Raw genomic sequence first — 16,866 nt, 5'->3', positions numbered from 1 at the left:
AGGACAGACAGACATGGCAATCACATACCTCAAGACAAGCAAACCCGAGGCGGAAAAGGCCGCAGATGATGCCAAGGTGCGCGCGGTGGTGGAAACCACGCTGCGCGATATCGAGGCCCGCGGCGATGCCGCCGTGCGCGAGTTGTCGGTGAAGTTCGACGGCTATGACCGCCCCAGCTACCGGCTGAGCGCGGACGAGGTTCAGGCGCTGATCGCCAAGGTCTCGGACCGCGACATGCAAGACATCAAGTTCGCGCAAGCCCAGGTCCGCAACTTCGCGCAGGCCCAGCGCGACAGCATGCGCGACATCGAGCTGGAGACCATGCCGGGCGTGATCCTCGGGCACAAGAATATCCCCGTGCAATCGGTGGGCTGCTATGTGCCCGGCGGCAAGTTCCCGATGGTCGCCTCGGCGCATATGTCGGTCGCCACGGCTTCGGTCGCAGGGGTGCCGCGCATCATCGCCTGCACCCCGCCCTTCAAGGGCGAGCCGAACCCTGCCGTGATCGCCGCCATGCACCTTGGCGGCGCGCATGAGATCTATGTGATGGGCGGTATTCAGGCCGTGGGCGCCATGGCCATCGGCACACAGACGATCGCGCCGGTCCATATGCTTGTCGGCCCCGGTAACGCCTTTGTGGCCGAGGCCAAACGCCAGCTTTTCGGCCGCGTCGGGATCGACCTCTTTGCGGGCCCCACCGAAACCATGGTCATTGCCGATGAAACCGCCGCCGACGGCGAACTTTGCGCGACCGACCTTCTGGGGCAGGCCGAACACGGCTATAATTCGCCCGCCGTGCTGCTGACCAATTCCCGCAAGCTGGCGTCAGAGACGATGGCCGAGATCGACCGCCTACTGAAGATTATCCCGACCGCCGACACGGCCGGCAAAAGCTGGGAAGACTACGGCGAGGTGATCCTCTGCGATACCTATGATGAAATGTTGCAGGTGGCCGACGATATCGCCTCGGAACATGTGCAGGTGATGACCGACCGCGACGACTGGTTTCTGGAAAAGATGACCTGTTACGGCGCGCTCTTTCTTGGGCCGCGCACCAATGTGGCCAATGGCGACAAGGTCATCGGCACCAATCACACGCTGCCGACCAAGAAGGCGGGCCGCTATACCGGCGGGCTGTGGGTGGGCAAGTTCCTCAAGACCCATTCCTACCAGAAGATCGTCACGGACGAGGCCGCAGCCCTTGTCGGCGCCTACGGCAGCCGCCTTTGCATGCTGGAAGGCTTTGTCGGCCATGCCGAACAATGCAACATCCGCGTGCGCCGCTATGGTGGCCGCAATGTTCCTTACGGCGAAAGCGCGACCTCACTGGAGACCGTCGCGTGACCGCAACCGCCAAATCGATCCTTGCGCCCTTTCAAAGGGCGCTCGCTGCGGCATCCGGCGATGCGCGGGCGGTGTTTGAAGACACGTTTTCGCCCGACGCGACCATCCATATGTGCGCGCCTGTCGGCACGGTGACCGGCGCCGCCTTCTGGGATGCTTCCTTTGCCCCCCTGCTGGACGCCATGCCCGACCTTGAACGCCGCGACATGATCGTCCTCTCAGGCACCACGCCCGAAGGGCAGGACTGGATCGGCTGCATGGGCAACTACATGGGCACGATGCTGCGCCCTTGGCTCGATATTCCGCCGACCGGCCATCTGACCCATATGCGCTATCACGAGTTCTACCGCGTCGCGGACGGCAAGGTGACCGAGGCCCAGATCATCTGGGATATCCCCGAAGTGATGATGCAGGCGGACGCCTGGCCGATGGCCCCGCAGCTTGGCAAGTTCATCGCGACACCGGCCCCGATGACACAGGACGGGCTGACCGCGCAGGGCGACGGACAGGCGGTGATGGACCATGTCATCGCGATGCTGACGGAGCTCTGCAAACACCCCGCCGATCCCGACCCTGCGGTGATGCAGCTTGAAAAATACTGGCACCCGCGCCTGAACTGGTATGGTCCCGCGGGGATCGGCACCGGACGCGGGATCGCGGGCTTCCGCAACTGGCACCAGATCCCGTTTCTCAAGGCCATGCCGGACCGCAAACTCGACGCCATGGGGGACCTCGCCTCGCATTGGTTCGCGCAGGGCAATTATGTCTGCGAAACCGGCTGGCCGAACATGCGCCTGACGGTCAGCCACGGCGACTGGATGGGCATCGCCCCCTCGGGGCGCGAGATCCTGATGCGCTCGCTCGATTTCTGGCGGATGGAGGACGGGCTGATCCGCGAGAACTGGGTCCTGATTGACCTTCTCGACATCTACCGCCAGCTTGGGGTCGATGTGCTGGGCCGGATGCGCAGCTTCAACAAGGCCCGCAACCTCGGCCCGATCACCCTGCCGGAAGGCCAGTTTGCATGACCCTGCCGCAAACACCCTCGTTCCGGCTTGATGGTCGCCGCGCGCTCGTCGCGGGCGGATCGTCCGGCATCGGGCTCGCCTGCGCCGTGGCACTCGCCGATGCGGGGGCCGAAGTAACGCTGGCGGCGCGCAGCGGCGACAAGCTTGCCGCCATCGTGTCGGACATGACCGCAGCGGGCCTCAAGGCCAAGGCCCTCGCGCTTGACGTGACGGATGTGGCGGGGACCGAGGCCGCAATCGCCGCCAACGGCCCCTATGATGTGCTGGTTAATTCGGCAGGGCTGGCCATTCACACCGCAGCACTTGACACGACCGAGGCCGACTTCGACGCGGTCAGCACCCTCAACCTCAAAGGCGCCTACTTCCTGACCCGCGCTGTCGCCAAGGGCCTGATCGCCGCAGGCAAACCCGGCAGCCTGATCAACATCACCAGCCAGATGGCGCTGGTCGGCGGCATCGACCGCGCGGTCTATTGCGCGACAAAACATGGCGTCGAGGGCTTTACCAAAGCCATGGCCATCGAATGGGGCCAGCACGGCATCCGCGTGAACACCATCGGGCCGACCTTCATCCGCACGCCGCTGACCGAACCGACCTTCGCCAACCCCGACCGCGTCGCCTGGATCATGGGGAAGATCAAACTGGGCCGTCTGGGCGAGGTGACCGATATCATGGGCCCCGTGGTCTATCTGGCCTCGGATGCCTCTGGCCTTATGACCGGCGCGCATCTGTCGCTGGACGGAGGCTGGACGGCAGACTGATGGAACGCGCCAAGGTCACATCGGCAGAGGTCGCAGCGCTGGCAGGTGTCAGCCAGTCGGCGGTCAGCCGCGTTTTCACGCCCGGGGCCTCGGCCTCGGCGCGGACGGTGGAAAAGGTGCGCAAGGCGGCGGACAAACTGGGCTACCGGCCCAATGTGCTGGCCCGCGCGATGGTCTCGGGGCGCAGCCGGATCATCGGGCTGGTGGTCGCCTATCTCGACAACCAGTTCTATCCCGTGGCGCTGGAACGGCTGTCCAACGCGCTGCAGGCCGAGGGCTACCATATCCTGATCTTCACGGCGCCCAACTCGACCGATGGGGTGGGAAAGGTGATGCAGGACCTGATGGCCTATCAGGTGGACGGGATCATCCTTGCCTCGGTCTCGATCAGTTCCGACCTGACGGCGCGCGCCAAGGCCGCAGGCATCCCCGTGGTCCTGTTCAACCGCGGGCAGGACGACAGGCGGCTCAGCGCGGTGACCTCGGCCAACCGGCAGGGCGGGCGGCTTGCGGCCGAGTTTCTCTTGGCGGGCGGTCACGAACGGATCGCGCATATCGCGGGCTGGCAAGGCGCATCGACCGGCCGCGACCGCCAGTCGGGCTTTCTCGAAGGTCTGGCCGCCGCCGGTCGGGCACCGATGGCGGTCATCGACGGGATGTATAACCGCGACATCGCCTCGGCCTGCACGCAAAAGCTGCTGGCGGGCGGGCAACCCCCCGACGCGATCTTCGTCGGCAACGACCACATGGCCTTTGCCGTGCTCGACAGGCTGCGGGCAGAGGGGCTGATCCCCGGACAAGATGTGTCGGTCGTGGGCTATGACGACGTGCCGCTGGCCGCCTGGGGGGCCTATGACCTGACCACGATCCGCCAGCCGGTCAACCGGATGGTGGACACCGCCGTCAGCACCATGCTGGCCCAGATCGAAGCGCCCGAGACCCCGCCCCGCCAGATCGAGATCGCAGGACAACTGATCGTGCGCAATTCCGCACGTATCCCCCAAGGATGGACCCCATGAAGGGCTTTGACCCCAAATTCACCGATTTCCCCGACTATATCATCGGCATCACGAAGGAGATCTGGGAAGACCGCGGCATCGCCACGCTGCACAAATACTATGCGCCGGACATCATCGTGCGCTCGCCCGCTTCGGTCGTGACCGGCAATCAGGGGGTGATCGCCGCGACCATGGCGACGCTGGCCGAATTCCCCGACCGGCAGCTTCTGGGCGAGGACGTGATCTGGTCCGGCACGCCCGAAGACGGGATGCTGTCGTCGCACCGGATCATCTCGACCGCGACCCATGCCCGCGACGGGGTCTATGGCGCGGCATCGGGCAAGAAACTGCGCTATCGCATCCTTGCCGACTGCCACGCCAAGGACAACGCCATCGACGACGAATGGCTGATCCGCGACCAGACCGCCATCGTGCGCCAGATCGGCTGGGACCCGCAGGACTATGCCCGCGACCTGATCGCCCGCGAGGGTGGGGCGGCGCATTGCGTAAAACCGCTGACCCCCGCCACCGACAAACCCGGCCCCTACAAAGGCCATGGCAACGACAACCCATGGGGGGCACGCCACGCCGACCTGCTGCACCGTCTGATGAACGCCGACATGGCCGCAATCGAGACCGACTACGACCGCGCGGCGCAACTCGAATACCCCGGCGGTCAGACCGGCCACGGCTGGGCAGCGGCGGACGGGTTCTGGATGGGTCTGCGCGCGGCCTTCCCCGATGCCACCTTCACGGTTCACCACCAGATCGGCCGCGACGACCCCAACATGCCACCCCGGTCCGCGCTGCGCTGGTCGCTGCATGGCAAACACGCGGGCTGGGGTGCCTTCGGCAGGCCCACCGGCGCCGAGGTCTACCTGCTTGGCATCAGCCACGCCGAATGGGGCGCGCTGATCGGCGGCCAGATCAAACTGCGCCGCGAATGGACGCTCTTTGATGAAACCGCCGTCTGGAAACAGATCCTGCTGCAGACCGGTGATCTCTGATGGGCCAGAGCGAGGCCACCAAGCGGCACCACGCAAGGCTTCAGGCCTGCCGCGCCAAACGGCTGAACCCGCATCCGCCGGGCCGGTTCTTCTGATCACCCCAATCAGAAGACAACCCAAGGACCAAGACAGATGACACATCACGACATGGAAACCCGCATCGTCCGCTACGGCGACCTGCAACCCTGCAAGACCGCCTTCATCGACGCGCATACGCCGGGATCGGACCAGAAGGAAAACTTCACCATCATCGGCGGCGGCGTGTCCGAAAGCCCCGACCAGCACGTCCACATCGCCATCCCGCATGGCTTCAACATCGGCGCGGCAGGCCAGCCGCCGAAATGCCGCAACAGCTTGCACGACCACCACACCGCCGAGGCGTTCTTTGTCCTCAAGGGCCGCTGGCGGTTCTTCTGGGGGCGCTGGGGCACGGCGGGCGAGGTGGTGCTGGAAGAGGGCGATATCTTCAACATCCCCACCGGCATCTTTCGCGGGTTCGAGAACATCGGCACCGATTACGGAATGATCATGGCGATCCTTGGCGGCGACGACGCAGGCGGCGGTGTCATGTGGGCGCCGCAGGTGATCGAGGATGCCGCCGGACACGGGTTGATCCTTGGCGAGAACGGCAAGCTTTACGACAGCAAGAAAGGCCAGAGCTTGCCCGAAGGCGTGAAACCCATGCCGCTGATGACGGACGAAGAACTCGCCAAACGGCCCGAGCCTTCGACCCGCGATGTGCTGCCCAACCATGTGGCCCGCTATTGGGATATGATGGCCATGGCCGACAAGGCGCCTGTGCAGGTGATCGGCGAAAACGGCTTGCTGAAAGACAAGCCGGGTTTCGAGGTGGGCTTCATGACGCGCGGCTCTGCCAGCCCCGAGATGCACATGCATCCTTATCCGTCGGTCCTGATGCCGATGCGCGGCCACTGGCGGGTGACATGGGAAGCAGGCAACGGCTACGCGGCGGGCAGCGCGACGCTTGCCCCCGGCGATACGATGTCCGTGCCCGAGGATTTGCCGCACAACGCCCTGCCGTCGATGACGGGCGAGGCGAGCCTCTATCACGTCGTGGCGACGGGCGATCCCGCCGGTCCGACGTGGAAAGGTTAACGCGCACAAGGGATGACAGGTGTATGCACGGGCTGTGTACACCCTGTGCACAGGCGGTGACCGCGATGTGTACGCAAAACTCAGACCCAAGGGAGGGGTAAATGACGAAAATCCTAACAACCCATGTGGGGTCCTTGCCGCGCACACAAGAGGTCGTTGATTTCATCTTCGCCCGCGAAAGGGGCGAGGCTTACGACCCCACAGCCTTTGACGCGGCGATGACCGCTGCGGTGTCGGAAACCGTGCAAAAACAGGTAGATGCGGGGATCGACATCGTCAGCGACGGCGAGACGTCCAAGATTTCCTATGCCACCTACGTCAAGGACCGCTACACCGGCTTCGACGGCGACAGCCCCCGCAACGCGCCGGCCGACCTGAAACTTTTTCCCAGCTTTCTCAAGCGGTTGGCCGATGATGGCGGCACCCCCAAATACGCCCGCCCGATGTGCGTCGGCGCGGTGAAATCGAAAGGGCAGGGCGAGCTTGAGAAGGACATCGCCAACCTCAAGGCCGCGATGGCCGAACACGGGGCAGAGCGCGGCTTCATGAACGCCGCCTCGCCGGGGGTTATCTCGTTGTTTTTGCAGAACGATTTCTACAAGACCCGCGACGCCTACCTCGCAGCGCTGGCCGACGCGATGAAGGCGGAATACGAAACCATCGTCGCCTCGGGCCTTGATCTGCAACTCGACTGCCCCGACCTCGCGCTGTCAAGGCATATGCTTTTCAATGACTTAAGCGACGAGGACTTCCTCAAGATCGCGGCATCCCATGTCGAGGCGCTCAACCACGCGCTGTCGGACGTGCCCGCCGAGAAGGTCCGCGTGCACATCTGCTGGGGCAACTACGAAGGCCCCCACGTCTGCGACATCCCCATGTCCAAGATGTTCGACACCCTGATGTCCACCAAATCGCGCTACGTCCTCTTCGAAACCTCGAACCCCCGCCATGGCCACGAATGGTCTGTCTTCCGCGACCGCAAGGCCGACATCCCCGACGACAAGCTGCTGGTGCCCGGGGTCGTGGACACGACGACGAACTTTGTCGAGCATCCCGATCTTGTCGCGCAACGTATTGAAAAGTTTACCGATATCGTCGGGGCTGATCGCGTGATCGCAGGCTCGGACTGCGGTTTCGGAACCTTCGCGGGCTTCGGCGCGGTCGATCCCGACATTGCCTATGCCAAGCTCAGGACCCTCGCCGAAGGGGCAGGGCGCGTCGCGTGACACTGCCGCTGATCCTGCTGCCCGGGATGATGTGCGATGATCGGCTCTTCGCGCCGCAAACGGCCGCGCTGGGTGCGACCGTCCTGTCGGTGACTAAAGCAGACACCATGGAAGCCCTCGCCGCCGCCGTCCTGCGCGATGCACCTGACCGCTTCGCCCTCGGCGGTCTTTCCATGGGCGGGATCGTCGCGATGGAGGTCGCGCGCCAAGCCCCCGACCGCGTCGCGGGCCTTGCCCTGATGGACACCAACCCCTTGGCCGAAAGCCCACACATGCAGGCCCGCCGCACCCCGCAGATGGACAAGGCCGCGGCGGGCGGGCTGGCCAGCGTCATGCGCGACGAGATGAAGCCCAATTACCTCTCCGACGGACCGGACCGCGCGGCGATCCTCGATCTCTGCATGGAGATGGCGCTGGGCCTCGGGCCGGATGTCTTCATCCGCCAGTCGCTTGCCCTGCGCGACAGGCCGGACCAAACCGAAACACTGCGCCATTATCAGGGGCCGTCCCTGGTGCTTTGCGGGCGCGACGACCGGCTGTGTCCGGTGGCGCGTCACGAACTGATGCACGACCTGCTGCCCGATGCGACGCTGCGGATCATCGCGGGCGCGGGCCACCTTCCAACACTGGAACGTCCCGATCAGACAACGGACGCCCTGCGTAACTGGCTTGAGGAGATTTGAGCAATGGACGACACCCTTCTGGCCCTTCTGCGGCGGGTCGACACGCCGACTGTCTGCAACGCCATCGAGATGGTCGAGGGCAAGCGCGGCTTCGATCGTTTCACCCGCGGGACCATGCTGTGCAGCGATCCTGCGGGTGGTGCGCTGGTCGGCTATGCGCGCACGGCGAAAATCGCGGCGGTTGCGCCCCCGACAGAGCCGCCCGCGGTGATCAAGCAAAGGCGCATGGCCTATTACCGCCACATGGCGTCAGGGCCACGCCCCGCGATTGCTGTGATCGAGGATCTGGACGGTGAAAATGCCGTCGGCGCTTTCTGGGGCGAGATCAACACCACGGTCCACAAGGGGCTGGGTCTGTCCGGCGCGCTGACGAATGGCGTGATGCGCGACCTTGGTGATCTGCCCGACGGCTTTCCCGTCGTCGCGGGCTCTGTCGGTCCCAGCCATGCCTTTGTCCATGTCCGCGAGATCGGCACGCAGGTCGCGGTCCATGGGCTTGCCCTCGCGGATGGGGAACTGGTGCATGCCGACCGGCACGGCGCGCTGGTGATACCCTCTGCCTGCATTCCCGAACTGGGCGCTGCCATCGCGAAACTGCTGGAGGTCGAAGGTCTGATCCTTGGCCCCGCGCGCGAAGTGGGCTTCGATATCGACAAGCTCGAGACCGCATGGGCCGCTTTCGAACAAGCCCGGACCTGAGGCGCGGGCGGCACGGCTGACGAACGGTCGCGGCGGCAGTTTTTTTGCAAACCGCAGCGAACTGGTTATGAGACGTCAGGACAAGGCCGCCCACCATCTGACTGACGCAAATGATCGGAAACCTGCATGACGTTTAAGCCTGTCTTCCGACTGATCGGACATTTCTCTGTCCCCTCCTTTCTGTTGGGATTGCTCTTCTTCGCGGCTTCGTTGACCCCGTCGCTGATCCCGCGCGGCCCCGAGGTTCAGGGCGTTCTTGGCGGGCTGGTGACGGCGCTGGGATACCTTGCCGGGCAGATCATCGCCCTGATCTGGCGGGCGGCGGATATGCCCAGACTGTCCGGCAGGCCGGCTGTGGCGGTAACATGGGTCATCACGGTCGTTGTTCTGGCAATTTTCGCCGTGATCCTCGGGTCGAGCCTGACGTGGCAGAACGAATTGCGGGCCAAGATGGGCATCCCGCCCGAAGATGCCCTGCAATTCACCACGATCCTGCTGATCGCCATCGTGACCTTTGCCCTTGCCTTTGGACTTGGCCGGATTGTCGCCTGGCTCTTTCGCGTGGTCAGGGCGCGTTTCTATCGCATCATGCCGCCGCGACGGGCGAATGTGCTTGGTCTGGTCACCGTTGCGCTGATCCTGCTGGTCCTGACCCGCGACGGTCTTCTGGACCGCGTCGTCATCGTGCTGGACGAAAGCTATGAGGCAGCGCAGGCCCTGTTCGATCTGGCCCCACCCGCGCCGTCCGATCCGATGAAGGTCGGCAGTGCGGCCTCGGCCATCGCATGGTCAGCCATCGGCACGCCCGGGCGCGACTTCATCACCTCTGGCCCGGACGCCGCGGCCATTGCCGCCTTTACCGGGCGCCCGGCGCTGGATCCGATCCGCGTCTATGTCGGGCGCGCCAATGCCGAGACACCCCGCGAACGCGCGGAGCTTGCCCTTGCCGAATTGCTGCGCTTGGGGGCCTTCGAACGAGAGGTCATGATCATCGCAAGCCCGACGGGCACGGGGTGGATGGATCCCGGTTCACATGACCCGGTCGAATACATGCACAATGGTGACATCGCGACGGTCGCGGCCCAGTATTCCTACCTGCAATCGCCGCTGGCGCTAATTCTTGAGACCAATACCGGCCTTGAACAGGCGGTCGCGCTGCAGGACGTGGTGCATGGCTACTGGAAGACCCTGCCGCCTGAGGATCGGCCGCGGCTCTATGTGCATGGCCTCAGCCTTGGGGCCTGGTCCTCGATGTATGCCACCAATCTGTTCCGCCTGATCGATGAGCCCATCGACGGCGCCTTCTGGGTCGGGCCGCCCTTTCCGTCGGCGCTTTGGAACTATGTGCAGAACCAACGCAATCCAGGCAGCCCTTGGGTCCTGCCGCAAATCGGCGACGGATCGCTTGTGCGCTATGCATCACATACGCAGGACGCGTCCCAAGCGGCGGCTGACTGGGGGCGGATGCGGATCGTGTTTTTGCAGTATTCCAGCGATCCCATCGTCTTTTATGATCCCTATTCGCTCTGGCGTGCCCCGCCGTGGATGCGCGACCCCGCCGCCGAGGATATGTCGGATCATTTTTTCTTCATGCCGATCGTGACGCAATTCCAGCTGGCGCTGGATATGGCGCTGTCGTTCGGTGCGCCGCCGGGACATGGCCATGCCTATTTCGCGCAGGATTATATCGGGCCATGGGTGCAGGTGACCGATCCCGCCGGTTGGACCCTGGCCGATACCGCGCGGTTGCAGGCGCATTGCGACAACGGCTTTCAGGGCGGATGCAGCAACACCCGGCCATGACCACGCTTACGTGAAGACTGCAGGGCAGGGGCGTCAGGGCAGATAGACCGCCTCGAGCGTGGCAAGCACGCTTCCGTTTTCGCCGACAAGGTGAAGCGTCCGCCCGCCGATCAGGTGACCAGAGGTGGCCTCCAGCGCCGCGATCAGCCGCGCCTCGCTTGCGGCCAGATCATCGGGGCAGGCCATCATCGTGCTTGCAGGCTGCCCGAATGAGACCGTGCCTTCCCCAGCCGTGTAGCTGCCCAGAATGGTGTTGCAGCCGACCGAGGCGTTGAAGCGGGCCTCTTCTGCGTCGAGCACTACATAGGGTTCCCGCGCGGGCGGTGTCCATGCCAGCGGGTCCGATCCCAGCGAGCGGATCTGCCAGACGGTGCCCGCCAAGGTCGGCGCGGCGGCGGCGCGGGCGCAATCCTCGCCGGCCCAGGTGGCGGTGAAGGCGTCGACGATCACGGTCGGCCTGTCGGGCCCTTCCATCTGGGGCCGGACAGCGATGGTCGCATCAAGCGTCACGAAAAGCGGCTCGGCCGGTCCGGTCTGATCGGCAAGATAGGCCCTTTCGGTTGCAAGGTAATCGGCCTCTTGCGCGACCGGATACATGCGTCCGGTGGCGCAATGCACAAAGATGGCGGCGTCCGCAAAATAGGTGAACATGCCCGACACCGGCAGCGAAAGCTCGGCCGGATCGAGACCGTCTTGCCCGACAAGGTCCGCGCTGGCATCATCCGGTGCCCCATCAGGGCGCAAGCGGCCCGCATTGCGCACCTGCAGTGTCACCACATCGTCACCCGTCTGCAGATGGATGTTGCGCCCGTCGGCGTGCCAACGGCCTGCTGACACCACGGGCTGGCCGCCACCGACAGGTGTTCTGACGAGGTGAAAGGCTTGGTCCGGCCAAAGGTCCAGATGCCATGACTGGTCATCGACCGCGCCCAGATATGTGTCCGGCGTCGATGCGCCATGCGCGCCGACATAGGCGTCATCCTGTTGGGCAAAGATCGCCGTCGCACCGAAAACCGTGGCTGCGATCGTGGACATGAAACGTTTCATGGAAAACTCCTTTGGAATGGCTTGCGCTTGACCTGACGCGCAAGGCCCAAGGCCCTGCCCCGCTTGCCCGCTTAGTCGGAGGGCTGGAAGGCAAAGGGCGTGGCAGGGACGAAATCGCCCGAGGTTTCCCCGGCAAGAACGCGCTCGATATCGACCCCGAGATCGAGCTTCATTACCTGCGCCCCTTCCGACAGGTCAAGACTGTCGAGATCCACCCAAAAGATGCTGGGCGAGATAATGGATTCCACATAATAGCGGCGATCCTGCTGGTCCGCGACAATGCGCCAGCGGGTGGTCGAGAGGTTGGGCTGGTCGGCGATGCTGATCCCCCATGGCACCGAGGCCTGCCTGATTACGCTGAACACCGCAGCCGCGGCACGGCGCGCATCGGCGGTCTGCTCGACCGCGTTGATGTAGAAGCTGGCGCGCACGAAGCGGTCGGTCGCCTTGACGGTTCCCGGCATGAACTCGCGCGGGTTCACCCCCTCCCAGTACTCCAGAATAGCCAACTGACGATCGAAGGGGGGTTCGTTCGTCATGATCTGATAGCTGCGGTCATGCCAGACGACCATTTCGCCATCGACGAACTCGATGATCGCACTGTCGCCCGTGGCGTCCGACATCGACACATGCACGGTCGCCGCACGTCCCGGAGGCCCGATCGGCACTTCGCCGCCCTGCACCAGCACAGGGTTGTCACGCAGGTCGGCGACGGCTTCGGCGACAGTCGCGTAACGATCAAGCAGGTATTGCGGGAAGACCGAAAGCGAGATCTTCGGCGTCACCCCGTCATCCTCGGGGTAGGCGGCCTCGACCTCCCACAGCAGGTTCACGTTCAGGCCAGCCTCATTCATGCCATCCGCCGTGGCAATGTCGTAGCCCGTCAGTGCGAGACTGCCATAGCGCGAGGTCCATGTGACGGACCGTTCACCGGCCGCGCCGTCCCGCGCCATGCCGCGCGGGAAAGCCCAGAGGTTGCTTGTCATGGGCAATTTCCAGTCCATGCTGCGACCGGTCAGGACACGGTCCTCGGGCCCCAGATAGACCGCGCGGGTGCAGGCCTCGGCGACCGGGGCCGCGACCAGAACGAAACTTGCCAACACAGCTGTGAAAAGGCGATCAAATCTGAACATTTCCAACTCCCTATTGTGATACGTCATCCAAAAGATAGGTTGTCTTGGGGTGCGCGGGCCTAAGTCAGAACCGCAAGGTGGCGCCGATCACCGGCCCTGTCATGGCCCCTTCGAATGCCGTGCCGCCCTCTGCATAATCAACATAGAGATGGCGCCATCCGGCAGAAATATAGACGCTGTCCGTGGCCTGATAATTCGCGGTCACGGTGCCCAGCCATGTGAACTCTGACCCGACACCGAACCCGCCGACATCCAGATAGGCCAAGACGGACACCCGATCCGAGACAGGTGTAAGACTGCGCAGCGCGACAATCGGATCGACGAAGCTTTGCTCTGGGGCCAGATTGGCGACCGGCGATGTGACGGACCCCTCAAGGCCCCAGGCGCGCAAGCCCGCCAGCACATCCAGCGTGCCGCCGCCGCCCACATCGATGCGCCGCCCACCCGCAAGGGTCAGCGACTGGATCGTCAGCTCGCCAGCGGCCGGAATTGCGCCCCCGACCACACCCGAGCGTGACGACGCCGAATAGGTGTAATCCCCAAAGAGCACCAGATCCCCACGCCGGGCCAGACCCGTGACGAAGAAGGCGCCGTCCAGATCTTCCAGCACCTCGGAAAGCGATTTGTCGAACGAGAGTGTCGGCGCGCCTGAGAACGGGGTAAAGTCGCCGGTGACACCCGCGCCCCAGCCGTAAAGCGTGACCTGACCGGACCAATCCTCGGCCATCGACGGGGTGGCCATGACTGCCGCAGACCCTGCCAAGACAGCGCCCATGGCAAGGCCACGCAGCTTCGTTCCGATCCTTGTCGCGATCATGCCAGTTGCTCCTTGAAGACGCGCCCGCCCTTCATCACGAGGCGGAGTGTGTTGGTCGGGTCATCGAGAAAGCCGAGATCCGTTTCCGGATCACCGTCCCAGACCAGAATATCGGCCAACGCCCCTTCGGCGATGACGCCAAGACGCCCGGGGTAGGGCGCGCGGGGGCCCGAGAGGGCAAGAAGGTCGCCCGCATTGCCGGTCGCCAGTTTCAGCACCTCGAGCGGGGACATGAAGCGGGTCAGCTTGGCCAACTGCCGCCCTTGGCTGCGCGAGCCGCCGGGGTTCATCAGGATATCGGTGCCGAAGGCCATGTTGACACCTTCGGCGCGGCCCTCTTCGAAGGCACGCACGGTGCCTTCGGCGACTTCCAACTGCTTGGCGCGCTGAATCGGGTCGGTGCGGGGGTTCGCGTCGTCGTCGGCGAGGAAAGGCTGGATCGACCACCAAGCGCCTTCTTCGCGCATCATGCGGATGGTCTCGGTATCGGCCAGTTGCCCGTGCTCGATCGATTTCACGCCAGCGCGCAGCGCCCGCTGGATGCCTTCGGATGTGTAGACATGCGCGCAGACATAGGTGCCCCAGTCAGCGGCGGCCTGCACCGCAGCCTCCATTTCCTCGAGGAAATATTGTGCGGTGTCCAGCGGGTCATAGAGCGAGGAAACACCGCCGCCCGCCATGATCTTGATCTGGCTTGCGCCCTTCATCAGCTGTTCGCGCGTGCGGCGGATCACCTCGTCACGACCGTCGGCAATGGCCGCAACGCCCGTGCGCTCGGTGTAATCGAGATCGCCATCGGTCCGCGGCAGCGCGCTCAGCAGCCGGAAATCGCCGTGGCCAGAGGTCTGCGACAGCATCGCGCCGGACGGATATATGCGCGGTCCGGTCACGACGCCGCGGTCGATCGCCATCTTCAGACCGAAGGCGGGTCCGCCGGTATCGCGCACCGTGGTGAAGCCGCGCATCAGGGTCGCCCCCGCCTCTTGTCCCGCGACAAGGTGGATGAAGGCGATATCCTGTGTCAGTGCCGCGATCTGGCTGACGCTGACCAGCGTTGCATGCCAATGGCAGTCGATCAGGCCCGGCGTGACTGCACGGCCACCGCAATCGATGACATCCGCGTCCTCAGGTCCCGTGCCTGCGGCGGGCAGGGCGACAATCTGCCCGTCCGCGACCAGAATATCGCGACCGGTCTGCATGGCGAGGGTGGTGCCGTCGAAAAACCGCAGGTTTGTCAGCAGCGTCGGACGTCCCGGCGTCTGCGCGCGCACCTCATGCGGGGCCAAACCGAAGCCTGCGAACATGCCGATGACAGCCGCTGATCCACCCAGAAACTGCCGCCGGGAAATATCAGCCTCGATCCGGGCCATCGCCATCTGCGTTTCAGGGGCACCACAAAGGCAGGGATTGATATGGGCCGCGCCACTCTCGATGGCCTCGCAGCAAGTGATCCACATTGCAGATTCCTTCCGCGTCAAAATACTCTGAATCTATGTTTATGGTGGACCCACACCCAAGGTAGAGCATAGGCCTGCGCGTCGAGGCAAACTCTCTTTCCGGTCGTTTGGCTGCCAAAGTGTCTCATCTATAAAGTGTGCAATCGCATACTGCCCCAGAGGGCACCGCTGCGATCATACGCCCTGCCAAATGGCGGACGTGACCCGCAAGGAAGCAGGCGCACCGTGGTGCTAAGGTCCAGTTCGTGGGCTTGTTAAGTGGTGCCCGGGGGCGGAATCGAACCACCGACACGAGGATTTTCAAGAACGGATTTACCGTAATCTATCGCATCGTTCTGGCCCGCGTGATGGCGCTGGAATCCTCGGCTGAACCCGAGGACGGGACGGGGGTCACAGTGGACCCCGTCCAGCCTGAACCCGGTACGGGGTCCACCGTGGACGGGGTACGGGGTCCACGGTGGACCCCAAACCACCCTAAAACCATCCATAAACCACCTACGCGCGAGCGCGCGAAGGCGGCGGAGGATGAAAGATTTGAAAGGATCTGGGCGACCTACCCGAAGGACCGGCAGCGCGGCAAAGCGGCGTGCCTCGCCCGGATCGCCGAGGCAGTGAAGGAGGGCGTTGACCCCGACGACCTGCTGCGCGCCGTGCAAGCCTATGCGACTGAAAGCTCGGGCTTCACCCGGTCCAAGGTCTGTTTCTCGGACAACTGGTTCGCAACCCGCCGCTGGCAGCGCTTCCTCGAAGCGATGGCCGAGGAACGGCAGGCGCAGAAGGCACTGGCCGCCGATAACCACGCCCGGCTGGCTGCTTGGGTGCGCGACCGCGGCCCGATGTGCAAACACATCACCGCCCCGCAGGTGACGGCGCTGGTGGCTGCGGGGCTGGTGACCGATGGCCAGCTTCGCGCGGCGGGTTTGGCGGGATGAGCGGCGCGTCCTCTGCAGAATGCGCCGCGTTTCACGCACCCTGCAGCGCGCATCGCGTTGCCCGCATCGCGTCCCCTGCGCCCCGTCCAACCAAGCAAACCCATAGGAACGGACTCCAAGCCCCTGACCCGCCTCCGCTGTCGCTGGGAGGCGGGGGGCTTGGAGGAAGTTGGCAAGAAATAGGAACGTAAACTTCACATGCGCCACCATCGCAAACTGACCGACGACGAACGTCGCCAGATCATCGAAGCCCGCGCCGGGGGCACCCATGCTTCCGTGCTGGCCCATCGCTTTGGCGTCTCGACCCGGACGATCTACAACACGCTGAGCCGCACCAAAGGCGAGCGGCCTGTTCTTACCAGAACAATCAGCACCCGCCTGAGCGCGCGCCAGCTGGCGGGGTTTCAGGCCGCGCTTATGCGTCGCGGCATCACCGACCAACCCGCCGCCCTGCGCCGTCTGATGGGGGCGGCCGACATCCTGCTGCGCCCGGTGGATCCGGTCGTGCTCGACCACCTGCAAGCCTGGGGCGCGCAGGTCGCCACCGAAGGCGCTGCCGTCAACCAGATCGCCCGCAAGCTGAACGAGGCCAAACTGCACGGCCGCCCGATCCCGATTACCGACGATGACATGACCACGATCCGCACCTTCGCCGGGGGCTTGGTCGAGTTCGCCGAGGCGTTTCGCAGTCTGTGGGAGGCACAGCTGGCCGCGAAGACGCGCGAGGTCGACAAGGTGTTGGAGGGGTTGGGGGCAAAGGCACCGGAGCCCTAAAGCAGGTCCCGCATCTGCGCCGCCCGCTGTGTCGCATCGC

At 64.5% G+C, this 16,866-nt stretch carries 16 protein-coding genes; 12 read left to right on the top strand and 4 right to left on the bottom strand.

Annotated features, from left to right (window positions below):
* Positions 1-13: 13 nt before the first annotated feature.
* From hisD to V7N12_RS04385, 10 genes are all read left to right on the top strand, one after another.
* Positions 14-1,345, top strand: coding sequence for a histidinol dehydrogenase (gene hisD / locus V7N12_RS04430; protein ID WP_333712955.1), 1,332 nt, complete (start codon positions 14-16; stop codon positions 1,343-1,345).
* Positions 1,342-2,373 carry an ester cyclase gene (locus V7N12_RS04425; protein WP_333712954.1) on the top strand — a complete coding sequence of 344 codons (1,032 nt, stop codon included), beginning with the start codon at positions 1,342-1,344 and terminating at the stop codon, positions 2,371-2,373. The genes hisD and V7N12_RS04425 overlap by 4 nt, the downstream gene beginning before the upstream one ends.
* Positions 2,370-3,134, top strand: coding sequence for an SDR family NAD(P)-dependent oxidoreductase (locus V7N12_RS04420; protein ID WP_333712953.1), 765 nt, complete (start codon positions 2,370-2,372; stop codon positions 3,132-3,134). The genes V7N12_RS04425 and V7N12_RS04420 overlap by 4 nt, the downstream gene beginning before the upstream one ends.
* Positions 3,134-4,153, top strand: coding sequence for a LacI family DNA-binding transcriptional regulator (locus V7N12_RS04415; protein ID WP_333712952.1), 1,020 nt, complete (start codon positions 3,134-3,136; stop codon positions 4,151-4,153). Before V7N12_RS04420 ends, V7N12_RS04415 begins: the two co-directional genes overlap by 1 nt.
* The gene (locus tag V7N12_RS04410) at positions 4,150-5,139 is read left to right on the top strand and encodes a nuclear transport factor 2 family protein (RefSeq protein WP_333712951.1); all 990 of its coding nucleotides are present in this window, start codon (positions 4,150-4,152) and stop codon (positions 5,137-5,139) included. Before V7N12_RS04415 ends, V7N12_RS04410 begins: the two co-directional genes overlap by 4 nt.
* Before the next feature lie 132 nt (positions 5,140-5,271).
* Positions 5,272-6,255: a cupin domain-containing protein gene (locus tag V7N12_RS04405; protein WP_333712950.1), complete on the top strand. Its 984-nt coding sequence runs from the start codon at positions 5,272-5,274 to the stop codon at positions 6,253-6,255.
* A gap of 101 nt (positions 6,256-6,356) precedes the next feature.
* Positions 6,357-7,481: a cobalamin-independent methionine synthase II family protein gene (locus V7N12_RS04400; RefSeq protein WP_333712949.1), complete on the top strand. Its 1,125-nt coding sequence runs from the start codon at positions 6,357-6,359 to the stop codon at positions 7,479-7,481.
* Between the two features lie 29 nt (positions 7,482-7,510).
* Positions 7,511-8,164 (top strand): alpha/beta fold hydrolase, encoded by a 654-nt coding sequence (locus V7N12_RS04395; protein ID WP_333712989.1) that lies wholly within the window; start codon positions 7,511-7,513, stop codon positions 8,162-8,164.
* A gap of 3 nt (positions 8,165-8,167) precedes the next feature.
* A complete protein-coding gene (locus V7N12_RS04390; protein ID WP_333712948.1) occupies positions 8,168-8,863 on the top strand; it encodes an RraA family protein in 696 nt (231 codons plus the stop codon).
* Positions 8,864-8,989: 126 nt separating this feature from the next.
* Positions 8,990-10,666, top strand: coding sequence for an alpha/beta hydrolase (locus V7N12_RS04385; RefSeq protein ID WP_333712947.1), 1,677 nt, complete (start codon positions 8,990-8,992; stop codon positions 10,664-10,666).
* Positions 10,667-10,699: 33 nt separating this feature from the next.
* Here the strand turns inward: V7N12_RS04385 and V7N12_RS04380 are convergent, their stop codons facing one another.
* The 4 genes from V7N12_RS04380 to V7N12_RS04365 all read right to left on the bottom strand — a co-directional run bounded on the left by V7N12_RS04380 (position 10,700) and on the right by V7N12_RS04365 (position 15,120).
* Positions 10,700-11,713, bottom strand: coding sequence for an META domain-containing protein (locus V7N12_RS04380; protein WP_333712945.1), 1,014 nt, complete (start codon positions 11,711-11,713; stop codon positions 10,700-10,702).
* A 71-nt stretch (positions 11,714-11,784) separates the two neighbouring features.
* Positions 11,785-12,846 (bottom strand): linear amide C-N hydrolase, encoded by a 1,062-nt coding sequence (locus V7N12_RS04375; RefSeq protein ID WP_333712943.1) that lies wholly within the window; start codon positions 12,844-12,846, stop codon positions 11,785-11,787.
* A gap of 64 nt (positions 12,847-12,910) precedes the next feature.
* Complete coding sequence (locus V7N12_RS04370; protein ID WP_333712941.1) at positions 12,911-13,663, bottom strand: hypothetical protein; 753 nt, start codon at positions 13,661-13,663, stop codon at positions 12,911-12,913.
* Positions 13,660-15,120: a metal-dependent hydrolase family protein gene (locus V7N12_RS04365; protein ID WP_333712940.1), complete on the bottom strand. Its 1,461-nt coding sequence runs from the start codon at positions 15,118-15,120 to the stop codon at positions 13,660-13,662. Before V7N12_RS04365 ends, V7N12_RS04370 begins: the two co-directional genes overlap by 4 nt.
* Before the next feature lie 245 nt (positions 15,121-15,365).
* Here V7N12_RS04365 and V7N12_RS04360 point away from each other — a divergent pair, with 245 nt between their 5' ends.
* Together V7N12_RS04360 and V7N12_RS04355 are read left to right on the top strand one after the other, a co-directional pair.
* Positions 15,366-16,052, top strand: coding sequence for a hypothetical protein (locus V7N12_RS04360; RefSeq protein WP_333712939.1), 687 nt, complete (start codon positions 15,366-15,368; stop codon positions 16,050-16,052).
* Between the two features lie 198 nt (positions 16,053-16,250).
* Positions 16,251-16,826, top strand: coding sequence for a hypothetical protein (locus tag V7N12_RS04355; protein ID WP_333712938.1), 576 nt, complete (start codon positions 16,251-16,253; stop codon positions 16,824-16,826).
* Positions 16,827-16,866 lie beyond the last annotated feature (40 nt).

This window comes from Yoonia sp. (genome assembly GCF_036770585.1).
Lineage (GTDB): Bacteria > Pseudomonadota > Alphaproteobacteria > Rhodobacterales > Rhodobacteraceae > Yoonia.
Note: the sequence above shows the minus strand (reverse complement) of the source record. Positions and strands in the feature narration are given on the sequence as shown.